We start from the raw sequence: 19589 nt of genomic DNA, 5'->3' as shown, positions 1-19589 counted from the left end.
ACTGGCCCACCGCGCCCCTATAGCTCAGTTGGTAGAGCTACGGACTTTTAATCCGCAGGTCGTAGGTTCGAGCCCTACTGGGGGCACTTGTCGGGGGGGGGGGGGGGGGGGGGGGGGGGGGGGGGGGGGGGGGGGGGGGCGGGCGGCCCCCCCCCCCCCCCCCCCGGGTCCGGCCCGGGCACCGGCAACGGCGCGGAGTCCGTCATCGATACGGAAAAGGGTGCCGAGCTGTTGGCCGATGCCATCACCAAGGAGCTCGCCGAGCGCACCGCCGACCTGCAGCGGCTGACCGCGGAGTACGCCAACTACCGGCGCCGCGTCGAACGCGACCGCAAGACCGCGATCGACACCGCCAAGGCCGCCGTGGTCACCGAATTGCTCGGTGTGCTCGACGATCTCGATCGGGCGCGGGCACACGGCGACCTGGACTCCGGACCGCTCAAGTCGGTGGCCGACAAGCTGGCCACCGCGCTGCACAAGCAGGGGCTCGAGGAATTCGGTTCGGCGGGTGAGCCTTTCGACCCGACCCTGCACGAGGCCGTGCAGCACGAGGGCTCCGGGCACGACCCGGTGATCGGCATCGTCATGCGCAAGGGCTATCGGTTCGGCGAGCGGGTGCTTCGGCACGCGCTGGTCGGGGTAACCGATGGCGAGGCCGACAACGGCGCGGCCGAAGCGACAGAGGCATCGGATGCTGATGCCGGCGCGAACAAACAATAAAGACGCGAGAGGAGGAGATATCCGGTGAGTCAACGGGAGTGGATCGAAAAGGACTTCTATAAAGAGCTGGGTGTCTCCTCCACGGCCTCGCAGGACGAGATCAAGAAGGCGTACCGCAAGCTCGCGCGTGACCTGCATCCGGACGCCAATCCCGGTGATACCAAAGCCGAGGAGCGGTTCAAGACCGTCAGCGAAGCGCACGCGGTGCTGTCGGATCCGGCCAAGCGCAAGGAGTACGACGAGACCCGCAAGCTGTTCGCGGGTGGCGGCTATCCACGCGGCGGCGGGTTCACTCCCGGTGCGGGCGGCGGCTTCTCGCAGGACTTCAACATCGGTGACATCTTCGGCGGCGCCAACGCCGGCGACGGTGGACTCGGTGACCTGCTCGGCGGCCTGTTCAACCGGGGCGGCACGCGCACGACCAGCCGCCCGCGCCGCGGGGCCGATGTGGAGACCGAGACGACCCTCGGCTTCCGTGAGGCCGCGCAGGGCGTCACCGTTCCGCTGCGGATGACCAGTCCGTCGCCGTGCACCACGTGTCACGGCAGCGGCGCCAAGCCGGGTACCAGCCCGCGGGTCTGCCCGCACTGCAATGGAACCGGCATCGTCAGCCGCAACCAGGGTGCATTCGGCTTCAGCGAGCCGTGCGATGACTGCCGGGGCACCGGTTCGATCATCGACGACCCGTGCGTCGACTGCCACGGCAGCGGCATCCAGAACCGCACGCGCACCATCACGGTGCGGATTCCCCCTGGAGTCAGTGACGGACAACGGATTCGGCTGGCCGGACAGGGCGAGGCGGGCCTGCGCGGCGCGCCATCGGGTGACCTGTTCGTCAGCGTGCACGTCAGCCAGGACAAGGTCTTCGGCCGCAACGGCGACGACCTGACCCTGGTGCTGCCGGTCAGCTACAGCGAATTGGTGTTGGGGACCACGGTTTCGGTGCCAACGCTGGAGGGGCGCGTCGGCGTCAAGGTGCCACCGGGCACCGCGGACGGCCGCATCCTCCGGGTGCGCGGTCGTGGCGTGCCCAAGCGCGGCGGGGGCGCCGGTGACCTGCTGGTCACCGTCAAGGTCGCGGTGCCACAGAAGCTGGACGACAACGCCGCGGAGGCGCTGCGGCGCTACGCCGAGGCGGAGAAGGCCAGCGGTTTCGACCCACGGGCAGGATGGGCAGGTGCTTGATGTCCCATGATCCGAAGCAGGCGTCCGGCGGGTCGCGTGCCGAGTTCTTCATGATCTCGGTGGCGGCCCAGCTGGCGGGCATGCACGCGCAGACCTTGCGTACCTATGACCGTCTGGGACTGGTAACGCCACAACGCACTTCGGGCGGCGGGCGACGCTACTCGGCCAGGGACGTCGAGCTGTTGCGCGAGGTGCAGCGGCTGTCTCAGGACGAGGGCGTCAACCTGGCGGGCATCAAACGCATTATCGAACTCACCAACCAGGTCGAGGAATTGCAGCAGCGCGTCGCCGAGCTGTCGGCCGAGCTGGATCGGTTGCGAGCGGGCTATCGGCCCGATCTTTCGCCGCCGCAACGCAGTACCGCACTGGTGGTGTGGCAACCGCGTAATCGCCGTGGTATTTGAGCGAACGAACGCAGCGCAACAATACTGAATACGGCTGGCTAACTATCGGGCCGCTGGTCTCTACGCAGGTGATCGTGCGTCGAGGTCAGCGGCCCGAAGTAGTTCGGCTCAGCGGTTTCTGAAGGATAGCCAAAGATAAGCCGAGGCCGGGTGTGTGTGCGTGCGCCGGGAACTCGCTCGGAAGTCCGCTTTACTCGTCATCTTTCACCGCGCGCCCCGATGCCGTCACGCGCGACGCGGACCCGGCTGAGTCGGTCGAATGCCCAGCGATGTTGCCGTGCAGTCGCTCTGCGATGACCGCTGGGCGAGACTTGCAGATCGAGTCTTGCAAATTCAGTGTATCTGTGACCGATTTCACCCGTTTTTTACGATCTTTCAGTCTGTTTAGTGCGCGTTTTGCGCTGTGTGTCCTCGTTTCCGAAGAATTACACGCTTGTTGTTTAAACGGAGGATTCCGCTCCTGGCAAACCTCGCCTACACTCCTTGGCAACGGCTGCTGACGAGTGTCCCGCAGCACCTCACTCGCCGGCACAGTTTGTGTTCGAGTGCGAAATGGGGTTGTGACACAAATGGATTCGCGGACTGTCGCTTTGATCAGAACTACGTTCAAGGCGGTTGCTGCGGAGGAAGGGGGGCCGGAAAAATTAGCGAGATCGTTCTACGCGATCCTGTTCACCGACTACCCCCAAGTCCGCGATTTCTTTCCAGCAGCCATGGACGCACAGCGAGATCGCCTTGTCAAGGCCATCGGTTATGCGTTGGACCGGCTCGAAGAGCCGAACAAGCTCCTGCCCTTCCTCGCCCAGCTCGGGCGTGATCATCGCAAATACGGTGTGCAGGCAGCGCATTACACGGCCGTCGCGGTGTCGCTGAAGACCGCGATGAAGGTGTACGCGGGCACCGAGATGTGGACCGACGAGGTCGACCGGGCCTGGGACGAAGGCCTGAAGATCATCGCCGACACCATGATCGGCGCGGCGGACAAGGAAACCACCCCACCGGTCTGGACCGGCACCGTGGTGGAGCGCCGCGAGGTGCTGCGCAACCTGACCGTGCTGCGATTACAGCTGGACCAGCCGATGTCCTACGCCGCGGGGCAATACCTGAGCGTGCAGGTCCCGTCCCGGCCGCGGATGTGGCGCTACATGTCGCCCGCGGTGCCCGCTAATGCCAACGGGGAGATCGAATTTCACGTCCGTGCCGTGCTCGGCGGCTGGGTCAGCCCCGCCGTCGTCGCCCAGACCGCCGTCGGTGACCAGTGGCTGCTCGGCTCGCCGCTCGGCGGCCTCGGCATCCCGCGCAACACCAAGCGCAAGATGCTGATGGTCGGCTGCGGCACCGGCATCGCGCCGCTGCGGGCCCAATTGATGGCGATGGCGCAGCGGCGGACCAATCCGAAGGTGCACCTGTTCGTCGGTGGCCATCATCCGTGCGACCTCTACGATCTGGACACGCTGAACAGCCTGGCCGTCGCCAACCGCTGGCTCACCGTGACACCGGTCACCGAGCACGACGAAAACCCTTGGTGGTACACCGATTCCGGCGAACTCGCGCCGGCGCACGCGGGCTTGGAGCCGCGACTGACCGGGCAGATCGGCAAGGTGGTCGCCAGCTTCGGCGCCTGGGCCGACCGGGACGTGCAGATCGTCGGCTCGCCATCGATGGTGCAGACCACCAAGTTCCGCATGATGGCCGCGGGGACGCTCGCCAAGAACATCCGCCACGACCCCCTGTTCTGACCGGCCGTCCGGGATCTCGACCCCTCCCGTTGTCCCGGACACAGTCGGGATCCGGTCGCGCCCAGTACCGCGACCGGATTCCGGCTACGCCGTCGGGGAAAGAGCTTCAGAGCCCTTCGAATTGGATTCGCTCCGGCGGAGTTCCGGTGGCGAGCAGCCGGTCGACCGTGGCATTGACCATGGCGGGAGAGCCGCACACCAGCACCTGATGGTGGTCGAACGCGCCGTGCGAACCGACCACCTCGGCGAGGGTGCCGAAGAGCATCTCGTCCGGCGGAAAGCCGATGTCGACGCGGCTGCGCTCGTACCATTCGTCCTCCCAGCTCGGATCGTCCGGGCTCTCCACCACGGGAATGACGGTGAGCCAAGGCAATTCATCGGCCAGCAGGTACAGCATGTCCGAGGCGTACAGGTCGCGCGGGGTGTGGCCGCCGAAGAAGAGGTAGGTGCGCGGCGGCTCCGGCTCGCGGGCCAGGTCCAGGATCTGCGCGCGCAGCGGGGCGAGACCGGTGCCGCCCGCGATCATCACCACCTCCTCGCCCGCCGGATCGACCGCGAAGCTGCCGAGCGGGGCGCGGATCTGCCATTCGTCGCCGGGTCTGGTGTCGGCCACAATGGAGCCGCTGCACCAGCCGCCGGGCACCGTGCGCACATGGAACTCGAGCTTGCCGTCCAGCGACGGCGGCAGCGCGGGCGAGAGCCTGCGCCGCATGCTCGGCTGCTGGGGCACCGTCACCTCGACGGACTGGCCCGCGAGGAACGGGACGAACTCGCCGATCAGGCGAATCACCGCGAGATCGTGCCGGATTCGATGGTGTCCGACGACCGTCGAGGTCCACTCGGCCGGCAGGGGTGCGCCATTACCGAGCGCACTAAGGTCCCCCATCGGGGCCTCCTCCTTCATCACACAGGGTCGGAGCTGATGATGTGCTCCGGAGTACCGACCGCGATCAACGCACGCCGGGTGTCCGCGATCATCTTCGCCGACCCGGCGATCTGGATCTGCCGGTCCGCCCACGCGCCGAAGCTCGCGACCACCGCGCCCAGGTTACCGATCAGCCGCCGGTGCATGCCGTACGGCTCTTCCTGCGGCGGATGGGGATACCACCACGGATTGGTCTTCTGTTCACAGACCGGGACGATGGTGAGCCACGGATTGCTCTGCGAGAGCTGCCACATGTTCTCCACGTCGTAGAGATCGCAGGGGTAGCGGCCGCCGATGAAGAAGTGCACCCGCGGGTTGATACCGCGCTGACCCATCTCGATCAGCTGGGCGCGCAGCGGCGCGATCCCGGTGCCCGCGCCGATCAGCAGCACGTCGCGGCCGCTGTCGCGGTCGACGTGCAACCCGCCGAGCGGTCCGGCGATCTGCCAGCGGTCGCCCACCCTGGTCTCGTTCACGATGGCGGGGCTGACCCAGCCGCCGCGGATCTTGCGGACGTGGAACTCGATCTCGCCGTACGGATTCGCCGGGATCGCGGGGGAGAAGTAGCGCCACATCTTCGGCCGCTGCGGCACCGTGAGCGGCACGTACTGTCCGGCCTGATAGGGGATCGGGCTCTCCGACTGCAACCGCACGATGGCCAGATCCTCCAGCACCCTGCGGTGCCCGACCACGGTCGCCTCCCAGTACGGCTGGGACTTGTCGGAGTTGGCGCCGATGGCCATGGACGCGGAGATCAGGATGGTGATGTCGCGCCAGCCCTCCTCCAGGCCGCGGTGCCAGGCCGCGCCGTTGTAGGCGCGGAACGCGGACAGCAAGGCCCGTCCCGCGGCGTCGTAGTGCGCCGCGTCGACCCCGTACTTGCGATGGTCGCGCGCCAGTTGTTCGAGGAACTTCTGCGCCCGCTCCCAATCCTCGAGGTGATCGAGCACGTACTGGATCGCCGTGGCGATCCGCTTGGCCTGCATATCCATCGCAGGGGGAAAGAGTTCCCGCAGTTGGGGGTTCTCGGCGAACAAGTGACCGTAGAACGCACTGACCAACCGTTCGGGTCCATTCGGTGCCTCGACTACCGAACGGAAGTTGGCGCGGACCAGCGCAGCCGAACGCGCATCCACGACGCGGAGCTTCCTTTCCCTCAGTTCTGCCCGGGGACATACCCGTAACCGGCGGTCCTCCGCTGATCAGTATCCCCGAAAATGCCGTGGTCGTGTTGGTTAGTACCTGAAGACCGGGCCAAACGGTAATCGGTGGGCAAACGTGCGGTGTTGCGGACCTGCGCTCGAGGTCACACGTGGTCGGGAACGGGCGGTCGACGGGTCAGATGGCGAGCACGGTTTTACCGCGTGCGCCCGTGGCGCCGATAACCTGCGCGCCGTCGGCGAGCGGGACGGTCGCGTCGATCGGGACCACCACGTCACCTTCGGCTACCCGGTCCAGCAGCCGCGCCAATTCCCGTGCGCCGCCCTTGGATTCGATGTTACCGCCGCGGATGCCCCGGCTGCGCAGGGCGTCCTCGTCGGCGGACCAGATGGTGGAGTAGACGGTGCCGCCGTCGCGGACCAGCTCGGCCAGCTCGGCAAGCACCTCGGGCGGGCTGACCAGGTCGTAGAGGACGTCGATGCCGTCGGGGTGCGCGGCGCCGACCTGCTCGCGCACCGAGCCCGCGGTGTAGTCGACGGTCTCGGCCGCGCCGAGCCGGGTCATCTGGTCGGCGACGTCGCCGCGGGCGGTGGCGATGACGTTCGCGCCCGCCATGTTCGCCAGTTGGACGAGGAACGAGCCGACGCCGCCGGTGGCCCCGACGATCAGGGCGGTCTGGCCCGGCTCGATCTCGGTGCCGTCCACCATGTCCTGGGCGGTGAGGCCCGCGGTGGGTAGCGCCGCGGCCGCTACGGTCGGCACGGCCTCCGGGACGCGCACCAGAATGCCGCTCTCCGGGACGACCGCGAATTCGGCGAACGAGCCGTGGCCTGCAGGCGGGTTGAGAAACTTGCCGACCACCCGGTCGCCGACGGCGAACCCGGTGACGCCGGGGCCGACCGCCGCGACGGTGCCCGCGCCGTCCACCCCGAGGATCATCGGAAAGTCGTGCGGCAGCTTGCCGTCCAGTATTCCGTCGGCCATCTTCGCGTCGAACGGGTTGACCCCCGCCGCCTCGAGCTGCACCCGGACCGCGCCCGCTCCGGCCTCGGGGACCGGCATGTCGGTCAACTCGGGTGTGGCTCCGAACTTCCGTACGACAATCGCGCGCATCCATTCGCTCCTTGATCGGGGTGAAGAGTGATGCATCAACTAACGGCCAGGGTCATCGTATGCATCCATACCCCATGGACGCTGTGATTCATCGCATTGGGCGGGTGTCGCGGCGTACCGTTCACACGCGGCCAAAATATCTAAACTTGAGCGGAACAGACTCAACCTTTCCCACGTTGGAGGTAAAGGACGGCAACGCAGCCGCGCGTGGAGTTCGTGCGGATCAGGCTTCGGCGCCGTAACACATCGACCAGTAGGAAGGTGACTTGTGGACTCGTTCAATCCCACCACCAAGACCCAGGCGGCCCTGACCGCCGCTTTGCAGGCGGCCTCGGCCGCGGGCAACCCGGAGATCCGTCCGGCCCACTTGCTGGTGGCGTTGCTGGACCAGACCGACGGTATCGCCGCCCCGCTGCTCAAGGCCGTCGGCGTCGACCCGGCGACGGTGCGGCGCGAGGCACAGGACATCGTGGACCGGCTGCCGAGCGCGACCGGCGCGACGACCACCCCGCAACTCGGCCGCGAGGCCCTGGCCGCGATCACCGCGGCGCAGCGCCTGGCCACCGAGCTCGGCGACGAATATGTCTCCACCGAGCACGTCATGGTCGGCCTGGCCGCGGGCGACTCGGATGTGACGATGCTGCTGAAGAAGTACGGAGCCGGTGCCGACGCGCTGCGTGAGGCGTTCACCGCCGTGCGTGGCAGCGCCAGGGTGACCAGCCCGGACCCGGAGGGCAGCTACCAGGCCTTGGAGAAGTACTCCACCAACCTGACCGAGGCCGCCCGCTCGGGCAAGCTCGATCCGGTGATCGGGCGCGACACCGAAATCCGGCGCGTGGTCCAGGTTTTGAGCCGTCGCACCAAGAACAACCCGGTGCTGATCGGCGAGCCCGGCGTCGGCAAGACCGCCATCGTCGAGGGCCTCGCCCAGCGCATCGTGGCCGGTGACGTGCCGGAGTCGTTGCGCGGCAAGTCCGTGGTCTCGCTCGACCTCGGCGCGATGGTCGCGGGCGCGAAGTACCGCGGCGAATTCGAGGAGCGGCTCAAGGCCGTGCTCGAGGACATCAAGAACAGTGCGGGACAGATCATCACGTTCATCGATGAGCTGCACACCATCGTCGGCGCGGGCGCCACCGGCGAATCCGCGATGGACGCGGGCAACATGATCAAGCCGATGCTGGCCCGCGGTGAGCTGCGCCTGGTCGGCGCGACCACGCTGGAGGAGTACCGCAAGCACATCGAGAAGGACGCCGCCTTGGAGCGGCGCTTCCAGCAGGTGCTGGTCGGCGAGCCGTCGGTGGCCGACACCATCGGCATCCTGCGCGGCATCAAGGAGCGCTACGAGGTGCACCACGGCGTGCGCATCACCGACTCCGCGCTGGTGGCCGCCGCCACGCTCAGCGACCGCTACATCACCTCCCGGTTCCTGCCGGACAAGGCGATCGACCTGGTCGACGAGTCGGCGTCGCGGCTGCGGATGGAGATCGACTCGCGCCCGGTGGAGATCGACGAGGTCGAGCGCGCGGTGCGGCGACTCGAGATCGAGGAGGTCGCGCTGAGCAAGGAGACCGACGAGGCCTCCAAGCAACGCCTGGAGAAACTGCGCCAGGAACTCGCGGACGACCGCGAGAAGCTGAACCAGCTGATGACCCGCTGGCAGAACGAGAAGAGCGCCATCGATCAGGTCCGCGTCCTCAAGGAGGAGCTGGAGTCGCTGCGCGGGGAGTCCGAACGGGCCGAGCGCGACGGCGATCTCGGCAAGGCCGCCGAGTTGCGCTACGGCAAGATCCCGGCGCTGGAGAAGCAGCTCGCCGAGGCCGAGAAGGTCTCCGGCGCGGCGGCCGACGGCGAGGTGATGCTCAAGGAGGAGGTCGGCCCGGACGACATCGCCGAGGTGGTGTCGGCGTGGACCGGTATCCAGGTGGGCAGGCTGCTCGAGGGCGAGAGCCAGAAGCTGCTGCGGATGGAGCAGGAGCTCGGCAAGCGGGTGGTCGGGCAGACCGAGGCGGTGCAGGCGGTGTCGGACGCGGTGCGCCGGGCGCGTGCCGGTGTCGCCGACCCGAACCGGCCGACCGGCTCGTTCATGTTCGTCGGCCCGACCGGTGTCGGTAAGACGGAGCTGGCAAAGGCGTTGGCGGACTTCCTGTTCGACGACGAACGCGCCATGGTCCGGATCGACATGAGCGAGTACAGCGAGAAGCACTCGGTCGCCCGGCTGGTCGGCGCCCCGCCCGGCTACGTCGGCTACGACCAGGGTGGTCAGCTGACCGAGGCGGTGCGGCGCAGGCCGTACACGGTGGTGCTGTTCGACGAGATCGAGAAGGCACACCCGGATGTGTTCGACATCCTGCTCGCCGTGCTCGACGAGGGGCGGCTCACCGACGGACAGGGCCGGACGGTGGACTTCCGCAACACCATCCTGATCCTGACCTCCAACCTCGGCGCCGGCGGCGAGCGCGACTTCGTGATGAACGCGGTGCGTTCGGCGTTCAAGCCGGAGTTCCTCAACCGGCTCGACGACGTGGTGATGTTCCACGCGCTGGACGAGGAGCAGCTCGAGCACATCGTCGACATCCAGCTCGACCAGCTGCAGAAGCGACTCGCGCAGCGCAGGCTGACACTCGACGTGAGCGACTCGGCCCGGTTCTGGCTGGCCGTGCGCGGCTACGACCCGGTCTACGGTGCGCGCCCACTGCGCAGGCTGGTCCAGCAGTCGATCGGTGACACCCTGGCCAAGGAGCTGCTGGCCGGCGAGATCGCCGACGGTGACTCGGTCAAGGTGACCGTCACGCCGGACGGCGACGGGCTGATCGTCGGCAAGTAAGAGTCGATGCCGCCGCGGCGGGTCGGCGTTCGATGCCTCGGTATCGGCGCGCCGGCCCGCCGCGCGGTGTCGCTGACCGGGTTCGCGGGCGCTGTGTCGGCTGTCACCAGCGGGCCGGGCGGGCGAAGTCCGATTTCCGTCCGCGCAAGCCCCCGGTGCCGGCCCGGTAACGCCTAACCTGGAGTCCATGACCAACCCGAACGATCCGTGGGGACAGCGGCCGGAGGACGCGCCGACCGAGCACCTGCCGGGCAAGTCCGGGTTCGAGCAGCCGCAGCACACCACGGAGTATTCCGAGGCGTACGGGTCCGGCGCGCCCTCGGCGTATCCGGCGACCGAGCAGTTCGAGCCGTGGTCAGCGCCCCCGCCGAACGCCACCCGTGCCTTCCCGCCGCACGACAACCAGTGGGGCGCGTACGAAAACAGCTATGGCGACCAGTGGTCGGGGGCGGCGGCGCCACCGCCGGGCGGTCCCGTCCCGCCCGGGTACGGCATGCAGCCGTCGGACCAGCTGCCGCCGGAGCCGCCGCGCCGCAACACCGGGCTGTGGATAGCGCTCGGCCTCGGGGTCGTCGCGCTGGTCGCCGTGGTCGGTGTGGTCGCGGGTGTGGTGCTCGCGGGCAAGGATTCCGGGTCCGACAGCGCCGCGAGCACCTCGACCTTTCCGACCGCGAGCCGGCCGACGCCGGGGACGCCGCGCTCCGGTCAGCCCGCGCCGAGCGGGCTTCCGAGTGTGCCGGGCCTGGGCAACATCGACGATCTCGGCGCGACCATGGGCACCATCACCGCCAACGACGGCGGCACGCTCACGGTGAGCACCTTGCTCGGCAGCACGGTCAGCGTGCGCACCGACGCCAACACCCAGGTCATCTCGATGTCGGGCACCAAGGTCTCCGATCTGCCCACCGGCGACATCGTGCTGATTCAGGGTGAGAAGGCCGCGGATGGCTCCATTCACGCCAAGGTGATCATCAGTACCGCGCTGCCCGGCGGCGTCAGATGAACGACCCGACGAGACAACGCCGGGTGGCGACGGGCATTCGCCCGCTGAGCTCGTTAGGCTAGACGGTGATGACGGCAATGTGGTTCGGCTTGGCGGCGATCGCACTCGTGGGTGCGATCGTGCTGCTGTATTTCGATCGGATCCAGCGACAGCGGACCGGTCACGCGCGGCAGGTCTGGGCGAAATCCCAGGGCTACACGTATGTGTCGGTGGAACCCGCGCTGCCGTCGACCTGGCGTCGCGGCGCGCTGGCCAAGCTCGGCTACCTCTCCGCGGTCGATGTGGTCTCCGGTATCCGCAAGGGCGAGAAGTTCGTGCTCTTCGATCTGGAGGACTCCGCGACGCTGATCGCGGTGCGCCGCCAGATCGGCTCGGACATCGACGTCGACATGCGGCTCAAGACCGCGTCGCCGCCGAAGGACGCCGATCTCGAACTGCTCGGCGCCATCGGCGACCGGGTGGTGTTCGCGACCAACCCCGAAATCGCCAGGCACGCCGTCGATCAGCGGATGGTGGCGTTCATCGAGACGCTGCCCGACACCGTGCAGATGCTCTGGAGCGAGGGCAACTGGACGCTGGGCATGTTGTCCGTCGGCACCTCGGCGCGCGAGTGGGAGACCTCGATCGACGCGGTCCTTCGGCTGTCCGGGCTGTTGCATGTGCTGCCGCCGGTCAGCGAGCCGCGCTTCGACAGCGGCGGGCACGATCCGGGCAGGCCACGCCCGCGCGGCAGGCAGCGTCCCGAGGAAACAGACGACGATGAGCGCGACGCACCCGTCGGTGGCGCCCGGGTGCAGCCGCCGCGGCTGAGCAAGGACGAGGATGCGGAGCCGTTCGTCGAGCAGGCCTACGACGACGAGGACTTCGACGACCGCGCGCCGCTCTCGGCACCGGACGAGCCGGAACCGCCGCGCCGCCCCTCGCTGGCCGTGGTGCCGGACGCGCGGGCCAGGGTGCGCGAGGACCGCAGGACCGCCGACGAGTGGTCCCCCGAGCGCCGCGACGAATGGTCGCCGGAACCGCGCGACAAGTGGTCGCCGGAACCGCGCGAGGAATGGTCGCCGGACGAGCGCGACAAGCGAGCGCCCGAGCAGCGCGACAAGCGGCAACCCGCCCCGCGGGACGAGCTGCCCGCCGACGACTGGGCCGAGGAGCCCGCCCGCCGCCCGGCGGCGCGCGACGACGACCCCGCCGCCGAGCCGCCCGGCGGCCCGTTCCACCCCGGCTTCCGTCCGTACCAGGGACCTGTGCCCCAGTGATCGGCGCTACCCGCACCGGTGCGGTGCGTCGATCGCACGTGCGCGGGTGACCGAAAACCCTGTCTTCGCGCGCCTGTCCGGCGCGATGCGCCCCGCGGCGGCCTACGTCGTATCCTTCACGGAAGGGTTGGCAGGTGGCCTGGCCGGAGCTGGTGTCCGGGTCCAGGCCCTGGGCCCGGGATTCGTGCACACCGAATTCCATGAGCGAGCCGGTATCGACACGTCGTCGCTGCCGAAAGCCTTATGGCTGAGGGTCTACCAGGTAGTTGCCGATTCCCTGCGTGATCTGGAGAAAGGCCGGGTGCTCAGTGTGCCCGGTGTGCAGTAAAACGCTTACTACGTCGCCGGGATGATCCCGCGAACCCTGGCGGCCCGACTGAATCGCGGCCTGTTCACCACACGCGGAAGGACTTAGGAATGATCGACGAGGCAACCACCAACGAGTCGGCGCTCGATACCGCGGCCGGTTCGGACCGAGATAGATTGGCCCAGCTCGTGCGCGAGCTCGCCGTCGTGCACGGCAGGGTCACCCTCTCCTCGGGCAAGGAGGCCGACTACTACGTCGACCTGCGCCGCGCGACGCTGCACCACAGCGCGGGGCCGCTGATCGGCAAGCTGCTGCGCGAGCTGGTCGCGGACTGGGATTTCGACGCCGTCGGCGGCCTGACCATGGGCGCCGACCCGGTCGCGATGGCCGTCATGCACGCGCCGGGCCGCCCGATCGACGCCTTCGTGGTGCGCAAGGCCGCCAAGACACACGGCATGCAGCGCCAGATCGAGGGGCCCGACATCGTCGGCAAGCGGGTGCTGGTCGTCGAGGACACCACGACCACCGGAAACTCGCCGCTCACCGCCGTGCGGGCGCTGCGTGACGCGGGCGCGAACGTGGTCGGCGTGGCCACCGTCGTGGACCGGGAGACCGGTGCCGATCAGGTCATCGCCGCCGAGGGACTGGAGTACCGCTCCATCCTCGGACTCAAGGATTTGGCCCTGGGCTAACCTGGGCAGCGGTTTAGTTCTTCGAAGGCGAAGGGTCGTCTCCAGTGGTGAGCATTGCAACAAACAAGAGTCGCGACAACGTTGCGATGCTCGGTATCGGCGCCTATCGGCCCCAGCGCATCGTCAGCAACGACGAGGTGTGCAAGGTACTCGACTCCACGCCCGAGTGGATCTACGAGCGCACCGGCATCCGCAACCGGCGCTGGATCAGTGGCGACGAGACGCTGCAGTCGATCGCGGCTGCGGCCGGTGAGCGCGCGATCGTCAACAGCGGCATCGACCGCTCCAAGATCGGCACGCTGATCCTGGCCACCTCGAGCTGGCTCATGCTCACCCCGCACGGCGCTCCGTCCGTCGCGCACGACCTCGGCATCAACGGCATCCCGGCGTTCGATCTGACCTCCGGCTGCGGCGGTTTCGGCTACGGCCTCGGCGTGGCCGCCGACCTGATCCGGGCCGGATCGGCGGAGTACGTGCTGCTGATCGGCGCCGAGACGATGACCGTCGGACTCGACCCGACCGACCGAGGCACCGCGATGATCTTCGGTGACGGCGCGGGTGCGGTGGTGATCGGGCCGAGCGAGGAGAACGGCATCTCGCCGACGGTGTGGGGCAGTGACGGCGAGAACGCGGCCGCGATCGCCCAGGACGTCAACTTCCTCGATTACATGGAGAAGGCGCAGGCGATGCAGGGCACCGACCCGGCGGTCGAGCCCATCGGCCGGATGTCGCTGCGGATGGAGGGCCCGCGCGTCTTCCGCTGGGCCGCGGTCACGTTGCCGCGCGCGCTGTCCACCGCGCTGGAGATGTCCGGGGTGGCCAAGGAGGACATCGAGGTGTTCGTCCCGCACCAGGCCAACTCCCGCATCAACGAGCTGATGAAGAAGAACCTCGGCCTGGCCGACGACATCCCGATGGCCAACGACATCGAGCAGACCGGCAACACCTCCGCCGCGTCCATTCCGCTGGCGATGGAGGAGATGTTGGTGAGTGGTAAGGCCAAGGGCGGACAGCTGGCCCTGCTGCTCGGTTTCGGCGCCGGGCTGAGCTACGCAGGCCAGGTCGTCACGCTGCCGCCGAAGCCGACCGAGCCGAGCTTCTGACGCCATGCGGGCGTTGCGGGCGGGGTTTCTCGCCGCGGCCGCGGTCACCGTCTACGCCGCCGTCACCGGCCGCGAGAAGGCGCAGTGGATCGCCAAGCCGCTGATGATGCCGCTGTTGGCGGCCGATGTGGTCGCCGAAGGGACCGAGATCGACCGCACCGATCGTGCGCTGTTGCTCGGGTCCCTCGGTGCCGCGACGCTCGGTGACATCCTGCTCATCGACCCGGACAACGACCGCCGCCTGATCGCGGGGGCGTCATCGTTCGCGGTGATGCAGACCGGATATTCGGCGCTGTGGCTGCGCAAGGGTGCGCGCCCGCGCGCCGAGGTGGCGCTGCCGCGACTTGGTGCTTGGCTCGGCGCGGCGGCGCTGTTGCGGGCGAAGGCGCCGGGTGTGGCCGCACCGCTGACCGCTTACGGTGCCACGCTGGGTACCGCGGGCGTGCTCGCCTCGGACCCTGCGCTCGCGTCCTCCGCGAAAACCATTGCAGGCGTGAATATTCCCAACGCCGACCCGCGCAGCCGCCTAGGACTGGGTGCCCTGCTGTTCACCGTGTCCGACGGCCTCATCGTGGTGCGTCGTCTGTTCGCGCGCACCGAACGGACCCGCCGCCTCGCCGAAGGCGTCATCTTGACGACCTACGCCGCTGCCCAATTCCTGCTCGCGGATCCCGGGGCGCACGTCACAGCACCACAATGATCCGGTCGCGGTTGGCGGGGTCGACCCGGATCGAGAAGGTCTCACCCACCGCGAGGCGCGGTTTGTCCGCCGGCGTGACGTCGAAAACTATTGTCCCCCGGTAGCTTTCGGACCCGGGAACGGTCAACTCCAAGTCGAGCTCGGTCAGCTCGCTCTGATGATCGGTCCGCTCCAGCGGATGCACCCCGTGCACCGTCGCCCACCCCTCGAGACCCTCCCGCCACAACCGCCGATCGGCCTTCGACGGCCGCGACGCCACCATCATCCCGATGCCGACGCAGGAGCCGAACAACCCGACCAGCGCCACGATTTGATACGGCACCGTCCCCGGTGGCGTGTGCCGCACGACCCACCCCAGCCACACCCCGAGCACAATCAGGTAGCCGGCGGTCACCGCGAGCACCGTGCGCAGAATTCGCCCGTGATCCATCCCAGCCTCCACCCCGACTGTCAGACCTTCAGAATAGGCCCGCGGCGCCACTGACGTGCGCACATCACGAGGCAGCCGCCGGGGTTACCCCTTGAGGCGCAGAACCGCGAGGACGCGGCGGTGATGGGTGTCGGAGGGTGGGAGGTCCAGTTTGGTGAAGATGTTGCCGATGTGCTTCTCCACCGCGCGCTCGGTGACGGTGAGCGAGGCGGCGATGGCGTTGTTGGACAGCCCCTGCGCCATCAGCTCGAGCACTTCGCGTTCGCGTGGGGTGAGGCGGGCCAGCGAATCCTGCTGGCGAGATGCGCCCATCAATTGACTCACCACCTCCGGGTCCAGCGCGGTGCCGCCGGTGGCGACACGATGGAGTGCGTCGACGAAGTCGCGGACGTCGGCTACCCGGTCCTTGAGCAGGTAGCCGACACCGCTCGCGCCACCGGCGAGAAGTTCGGTGGCGTACCGGGTCTCGACCCACTGGGAGAAGACGAGGACGCCGGTCATCGGATACTTACGGCGCAGTTCGATGGCGGCGAGCAGGCCCTCGTCGGTGAAGCTCGGCGGCATGCGCACGTCGACCACGGCGACATCGGGATTGTGGGTACCGACCACATCGCTCAACGTCGTCGCGTCACCCACCATGGCGACCACCTCGTGGCCGCGCTCGGTGAGCAGGCCGGCGAGCCCGTCGCGCAGGATCGCGCTGTCCTCGGCGATCACGATGCGCAGCGACTCGGTCATCGTGAACCGTCCTTCGGTAGCAAGATGGTCACCACGGTGGGGCCACCGGTCGGGCTCTGCACGGTGAGCGTGCCGTCCACGGTGCGCGCCCGCGCCGCCAGGCCCGAGAGTCCGCTGCCCACCGCGAGGGCGCCCTCGGTGGGTTGCAGGACGCCGCCGATTCCGTTGTCGCGCACCGTGACCGCGATGGTCCTGGCGTCCGTCGGCACCACCGAGATCCAGGCCCGGGTGGCGTCGGCGTGTTTGACCACATTGGTGAGCAGTTCGGCGACCGAGAAGTAGGCGATCGCCTCGATCGCCGGACTCGGCCGTTCGGGCAGATGCACCCGCAGCTCCACCGGGACCGAGCTGCGCGCCGCCAGCGTTTCCAGTGCCGGGCCGAGGCCGAGTTCCAGTGCGGGCGGGTGGATTCCGCGCACCAGCTCGCGCAGTTCGGTCAGCGCCTCTTTGGAGCTGGCGTGCGCGTCCGCGATCAGGTCGCGGGGATCCCCGCCCGAAGAAAGCCGATCCTCCGCGCGACCCAGCGCCATCGCGATGGTCACCAGCCGGGCCTGGGTGCCGTCGTGCAGGTCCCGCTCCAGCCTGCGCAGCGTGGCGGTGGAGTCGTCGACCGCGGCCTGCCTGCCCTGCTGGAGCTCGGCGATGCGCCGATCGGCCGCCGTCGCGCTCAGCAACGCGATGGTCAGCAATCCGTGCAGCCAGCACACGGCGCGCACCAGCCACGGCGCCAGGAAGCAGCCGAGCACGCCGAGCGCGGCGAAGCCGAGCACCCGCGGCCAGGTTTCGAGGTAGTAGTCGCCGAACTGGAACATCGAATGATGTTCCACGCCTTGGGCATCGAGATTGATCGGATCGAGCAGCGCCCACGGGATCGGCGAGAGTGCGATGACCACCAGCATCGCGACGGTGAGCAGCACAAAGAAGCCGACCACCATACCGAGCACCGCCTGCGCGAGCAGGAACAGCGCGACCCGCCAGCTGGTCCGATCGGTGAACGCGCCCTTGACGAAGCCGATCAATCCCGGCTCGGGCCGAAACGGCGGCGGTGGCGTCACCCGCACCCCCAGCAGATCCTTGGCCAGCGCCCGATAGATCCGCCCCCAGATCCGGCCGCCGAGCAGGATCAGCGCCAGGATCGGCACGCCGATGATGGTGAGCGAGATCGCCAGCCCGCCGCCCCAGCCGAGGTACATGTACGCGACGGCCAGGCAGCCGAGCACGAACACCGTGAAGACATAGACGAGCTCTTTCCAGGTGCGGGCATGGAACGGGGCACGGAGCATGGCGCGGGCCACCGGCTCGGCGGACCGGCCGGCTGTGCCTGGCGTCGGGTCGAGCACGAGCGTGGGTTCGGCGTGGGTCTCGGTCATGGCTTCCATGGTTGTCGGGGCGCGGGCGGTCTTCGATGGAGCTGGCCGCCGAATGTGTGGTGTAGCCAGCTACACCCACTACCATCCTGCTGATGAGCTACCCGCCGCAGCCGCCACCGTACGGTTACCAAGCCTACGGGGGCTATGGCCCGCCGCAGGAACACCCACAGGCCACCATGATCCTCATCCTCGGCATTCTCAGCCTGGTGTTCTGCCAGATCCTCGGCCCGGTCGCCTGGGTGATGGGCAAGAAGGCGCTCAACGAGATCGACTCCTCGGGCGGCACGCTCGGCGGTCGCTCGAACGTCATGGTCGGCTACGTCTGCGGGATCATCGCCTCGGTGCTGATCATCCTCGGCATCCTCTTCGTCGCGCTGTTCGTCGTCCTCGGGTTGGTCGGGGTCTGGAGCAGCAGCACCTACTGAGGCGACGGCCCCGTGCCGGTCGAGCGGGGGCCGGAATTAGCATCGTCGGAGTGAATCACCCAGTGCCCGACGCGGCCGAGCAGGACCCAGCCGGGCCCACCGAGTGGGGCGAACACCCGCACGGCGTCGGCCCGTGGGCCGCCGAGCACACCGAGCCGCCGCCGCGGGATCCGCGGTTCGACCCCGAACTGCTCGTGGCCGGTGACCGCCGCAACGTGGTCGACGCCTACCGCTATTGGACGCGCGAAGCGATCGTCGCCGACATCGACCGGCGCAGGCACCCCTTCCACGTGGCCATCGAGAACTTCGGCCACGACGCCAACATCGGCACGGTGGTCCGCACCGCCAACGCCTTCGCCGCCGCGGCCGTGCACATCGTCGGCCGCAAGCGCTGGAACCGCCGCGGCGCCATGGTGACCGACCGCTACCAGCACATCGAGCATCACGCCAGCATCGCCGAACTGCTCGACTTCGCCGCGCGCGAACAGCTGACCGTGGTCGCGGTGGACAACGTGCCGGGCTCGGTCCCCCTCGAAACCGCCGAACTACCCCGCAACTGCCTCCTGCTGTTCGGTCAGGAGGGCCCCGGCGTCACCGAAGACGCGAAAACCGCAGCGGCCATGACCGTTTCGATCGCCCAATTCGGCTCGACCCGCAGCATCAACGCGGGCGTCGCCGCGGGCATCGCCATGCACGCCTGGGTCCGCCAACACGCCGACCTCGCCGACGCCTGGTGAGCGGGTCACTCCGCGAGCTGTCCGATTCTCTGCCGGGCCACGCCGAGCAGGGTAGCTACATCGACATCGGGAACGTTCTCACGCCGTAGCTCTTTCACCAGGGCAACCTGTTCGGCTTTGAGCTCGTTCGACAAGCGGTCGACCTCCGCACGGAGTACGGCAATGCGCTCGGTCCGTGGTTGCACATCGTGGGCGTCGCCGAAGTCGTCCACGATCAATGTTGTTTCGACCTGAGAGAGCGGAACGTCGAGTTTGGCGGCGATAATGGTCCGCGCCTCGTAGCCGACGTCGGTGAGATGGCGCGCCTGCCCGCACGGATCATCGCCATAAACGTCGGGGATGGTGATTTCCCACCAACGGCCGACGCGGTTCGCGTGGACTTCGTAGGTAATGGACTTGCTCACTGTTCCTCCTCCGGGCAATCGCAGGACGCAACAGCCTTGTCGATGGTGCGCACAACTCCCGGCGAGATGGATTTGTGTCCGTCCGGGACGCTCACGTCGTGTTTGCCCGTGCGGCACCCGTAGATGGTGTGGCTACCTGCACCATCGCGCAACCGGGACCAGCCCTCCGCCTTGAGGCGTTTGAGGACTTTCCTGGTCGGCTGCTCTGCGATCATCACAAAAGCTAGCACGCTAGCCGAAAATCTGGCAAGTATGCTAGCAACCCGAATGTGCGCTGCGAGGAGACCTCGGGAACAACTGCACATCACTTGTGTAACAAATCGGGCGCGGAGATCCGGGCGGTGCTGGCA

General features: G+C 68.2%; 20 protein-coding genes, 1 tRNA gene and 1 pseudogene. 14 read left to right on the top strand and 8 right to left on the bottom strand.

Annotated features, from left to right (window positions below):
* Positions 1-13: 13 nt before the first annotated feature.
* From ACIHA7_RS07240 to ACIHA7_RS07220, 5 genes are all read left to right on the top strand, one after another.
* Positions 14-86: transfer RNA gene (locus ACIHA7_RS07240), tRNA-Lys, on the top strand.
* A 1-nt stretch (position 87) separates the two neighbouring features.
* The gene (gene grpE, locus ACIHA7_RS07235; RefSeq protein WP_397286423.1) at positions 88-720 is read left to right on the top strand and encodes a nucleotide exchange factor GrpE; all 633 of its coding nucleotides are present in this window, start codon (positions 88-90) and stop codon (positions 718-720) included.
* A gap of 24 nt (positions 721-744) precedes the next feature.
* On the top strand, positions 745-1905 hold the full coding sequence (gene dnaJ / locus ACIHA7_RS07230) for a molecular chaperone DnaJ (RefSeq protein WP_147141965.1): 1161 nt from the start codon (positions 745-747) through the stop codon (positions 1903-1905).
* Complete coding sequence (locus ACIHA7_RS07225) at positions 1905-2309, top strand: heat shock protein transcriptional repressor HspR (protein WP_397286420.1); 405 nt, start codon at positions 1905-1907, stop codon at positions 2307-2309. The genes dnaJ and ACIHA7_RS07225 overlap by 1 nt, the downstream gene beginning before the upstream one ends.
* Positions 2310-2878: 569 nt before the next feature.
* Positions 2879-4048, top strand: coding sequence for a globin domain-containing protein (locus ACIHA7_RS07220; RefSeq protein ID WP_397286418.1), 1170 nt, complete (start codon positions 2879-2881; stop codon positions 4046-4048).
* A 106-nt stretch (positions 4049-4154) separates the two neighbouring features.
* Here the strand turns inward: ACIHA7_RS07220 and ACIHA7_RS07215 are convergent, their stop codons facing one another.
* From ACIHA7_RS07215 to ACIHA7_RS07205, 3 genes are all read right to left on the bottom strand, one after another.
* The gene (locus ACIHA7_RS07215; protein ID WP_397286416.1) at positions 4155-4934 is read right to left on the bottom strand and encodes an FAD-binding oxidoreductase; all 780 of its coding nucleotides are present in this window, start codon (positions 4932-4934) and stop codon (positions 4155-4157) included.
* 17 nt (positions 4935-4951) lie between these two features.
* Positions 4952-6109 carry an FAD-binding oxidoreductase gene (locus tag ACIHA7_RS07210; RefSeq protein ID WP_135233864.1) on the bottom strand — a complete coding sequence of 386 codons (1158 nt, stop codon included), beginning with the start codon at positions 6107-6109 and terminating at the stop codon, positions 4952-4954.
* A gap of 202 nt (positions 6110-6311) precedes the next feature.
* Positions 6312-7247, bottom strand: coding sequence for an NADP-dependent oxidoreductase (locus ACIHA7_RS07205; protein WP_397286413.1), 936 nt, complete (start codon positions 7245-7247; stop codon positions 6312-6314).
* Between the two features lie 268 nt (positions 7248-7515).
* On the opposite strand from ACIHA7_RS07205, the gene clpB reads away from it, so the two are divergent.
* From clpB to ACIHA7_RS07170, 7 genes and pseudogenes are all read left to right on the top strand, one after another.
* A complete protein-coding gene (gene clpB / locus ACIHA7_RS07200; protein WP_397286411.1) occupies positions 7516-10071 on the top strand; it encodes an ATP-dependent chaperone ClpB in 2556 nt (851 codons plus the stop codon).
* 187 nt (positions 10072-10258) lie between these two features.
* The gene (locus ACIHA7_RS07195; RefSeq protein WP_397286409.1) at positions 10259-11074 is read left to right on the top strand and encodes a DUF5666 domain-containing protein; all 816 of its coding nucleotides are present in this window, start codon (positions 10259-10261) and stop codon (positions 11072-11074) included.
* Positions 11075-11142: 68 nt separating this feature from the next.
* Complete coding sequence (locus ACIHA7_RS07190; protein WP_397286407.1) at positions 11143-12333, top strand: hypothetical protein; 1191 nt, start codon at positions 11143-11145, stop codon at positions 12331-12333.
* A 100-nt stretch (positions 12334-12433) separates the two neighbouring features.
* A pseudogene (locus ACIHA7_RS07185) lies at positions 12434-12748 on the top strand (short-chain dehydrogenase); the annotation flags it as partial.
* 2 nt (positions 12749-12750) lie between these two features.
* Complete coding sequence (gene pyrE, locus ACIHA7_RS07180) at positions 12751-13332, top strand: orotate phosphoribosyltransferase (protein ID WP_397286405.1); 582 nt, start codon at positions 12751-12753, stop codon at positions 13330-13332.
* 44 nt (positions 13333-13376) lie between these two features.
* Positions 13377-14435 (top strand): beta-ketoacyl-ACP synthase 3, encoded by a 1059-nt coding sequence (locus ACIHA7_RS07175; protein ID WP_397286403.1) that lies wholly within the window; start codon positions 13377-13379, stop codon positions 14433-14435.
* Between the two features lie 4 nt (positions 14436-14439).
* Positions 14440-15135 carry a lysoplasmalogenase gene (locus ACIHA7_RS07170; RefSeq protein WP_397286401.1) on the top strand — a complete coding sequence of 232 codons (696 nt, stop codon included), beginning with the start codon at positions 14440-14442 and terminating at the stop codon, positions 15133-15135.
* Here ACIHA7_RS07170 and ACIHA7_RS07165 read toward each other — a convergent pair.
* The 3 genes from ACIHA7_RS07165 to ACIHA7_RS07155 form a co-directional block, all read right to left on the bottom strand.
* Positions 15119-15565, bottom strand: coding sequence for a hypothetical protein (locus tag ACIHA7_RS07165; protein WP_397286399.1), 447 nt, complete (start codon positions 15563-15565; stop codon positions 15119-15121). The two genes, ACIHA7_RS07170 and ACIHA7_RS07165, sit on opposite strands and share 17 nt — an antisense overlap.
* 84 nt (positions 15566-15649) lie before the next feature.
* Complete coding sequence (locus tag ACIHA7_RS07160) at positions 15650-16303, bottom strand: LuxR C-terminal-related transcriptional regulator (RefSeq protein WP_397286397.1); 654 nt, start codon at positions 16301-16303, stop codon at positions 15650-15652.
* Positions 16300-17673, bottom strand: coding sequence for a sensor histidine kinase (locus ACIHA7_RS07155; protein WP_397286395.1), 1374 nt, complete (start codon positions 17671-17673; stop codon positions 16300-16302). Before ACIHA7_RS07155 ends, ACIHA7_RS07160 begins: the two co-directional genes overlap by 4 nt.
* Before the next feature lie 92 nt (positions 17674-17765).
* Here ACIHA7_RS07155 and ACIHA7_RS07150 point away from each other — a divergent pair, with 92 nt between their 5' ends.
* Both ACIHA7_RS07150 and ACIHA7_RS07145 read left to right on the top strand, forming a co-directional pair.
* On the top strand, positions 17766-18098 hold the full coding sequence (locus ACIHA7_RS07150) for a DUF4190 domain-containing protein (RefSeq protein ID WP_397286393.1): 333 nt from the start codon (positions 17766-17768) through the stop codon (positions 18096-18098).
* Positions 18099-18148: 50 nt separating this feature from the next.
* The gene (locus tag ACIHA7_RS07145) at positions 18149-18835 is read left to right on the top strand and encodes a TrmH family RNA methyltransferase (RefSeq protein ID WP_397286391.1); all 687 of its coding nucleotides are present in this window, start codon (positions 18149-18151) and stop codon (positions 18833-18835) included.
* 5 nt (positions 18836-18840) lie between these two features.
* On the opposite strand, the gene ACIHA7_RS07140 is transcribed toward ACIHA7_RS07145, so the two are convergent.
* Entirely contained in the window at positions 18841-19239 is a 399-nt protein-coding gene (locus tag ACIHA7_RS07140) for a hypothetical protein (RefSeq protein WP_397286389.1), read from the bottom strand.
* Positions 19236-19454: a type II toxin-antitoxin system HicA family toxin gene (locus tag ACIHA7_RS07135; protein WP_397286387.1), complete on the bottom strand. Its 219-nt coding sequence runs from the start codon at positions 19452-19454 to the stop codon at positions 19236-19238. Before ACIHA7_RS07135 ends, ACIHA7_RS07140 begins: the two co-directional genes overlap by 4 nt.
* Positions 19455-19589: the final 135 nt, after the last annotated feature.

The sequence above is a fragment of the Nocardia sp. NPDC052316 genome, assembly GCF_044547795.1.
GTDB lineage: Bacteria > Actinomycetota > Actinomycetes > Mycobacteriales > Mycobacteriaceae > Nocardia.
The sequence above is the reverse complement of the archived record's forward strand: the minus strand, read 5'-3'. Positions and strand labels throughout refer to the sequence as shown.

Excerpts from the sequence above, each read along its gene's own strand:
- pyrE (WP_397286405.1), top strand. The coding sequence starts at position 12,751 with ATGATCGACGAGGCAACCACCAACGAGTCGGCGCTCGATACCGCGGCC.
- ACIHA7_RS07155 (WP_397286395.1), bottom strand. The coding sequence starts at position 17,673 with ATGACCGAGACCCACGCCGAACCCACGCTCGTGCTCGACCCGACGCCA.
- ACIHA7_RS07170 (WP_397286401.1), top strand. The coding sequence starts at position 14,440 with ATGCGGGCGTTGCGGGCGGGGTTTCTCGCCGCGGCCGCGGTCACCGTC.
- ACIHA7_RS07195 (WP_397286409.1), top strand. The coding sequence starts at position 10,259 with ATGACCAACCCGAACGATCCGTGGGGACAGCGGCCGGAGGACGCGCCG.
- ACIHA7_RS07150 (WP_397286393.1), top strand. The coding sequence starts at position 17,766 with ATGAGCTACCCGCCGCAGCCGCCACCGTACGGTTACCAAGCCTACGGG.
- ACIHA7_RS07165 (WP_397286399.1), bottom strand. The coding sequence starts at position 15,565 with ATGGATCACGGGCGAATTCTGCGCACGGTGCTCGCGGTGACCGCCGGC.
- ACIHA7_RS07160 (WP_397286397.1), bottom strand. The coding sequence starts at position 16,303 with ATGACCGAGTCGCTGCGCATCGTGATCGCCGAGGACAGCGCGATCCTG.
- ACIHA7_RS07190 (WP_397286407.1), top strand. The coding sequence starts at position 11,143 with ATGACGGCAATGTGGTTCGGCTTGGCGGCGATCGCACTCGTGGGTGCG.
- ACIHA7_RS07225 (WP_397286420.1), top strand. The coding sequence starts at position 1,905 with ATGTCCCATGATCCGAAGCAGGCGTCCGGCGGGTCGCGTGCCGAGTTC.
- ACIHA7_RS07205 (WP_397286413.1), bottom strand. The coding sequence starts at position 7,247 with ATGCGCGCGATTGTCGTACGGAAGTTCGGAGCCACACCCGAGTTGACC.
- ACIHA7_RS07135 (WP_397286387.1), bottom strand. The coding sequence starts at position 19,454 with ATGATCGCAGAGCAGCCGACCAGGAAAGTCCTCAAACGCCTCAAGGCG.
- ACIHA7_RS07215 (WP_397286416.1), bottom strand. The coding sequence starts at position 4,934 with ATGGGGGACCTTAGTGCGCTCGGTAATGGCGCACCCCTGCCGGCCGAG.
- ACIHA7_RS07220 (WP_397286418.1), top strand. The coding sequence starts at position 2,879 with ATGGATTCGCGGACTGTCGCTTTGATCAGAACTACGTTCAAGGCGGTT.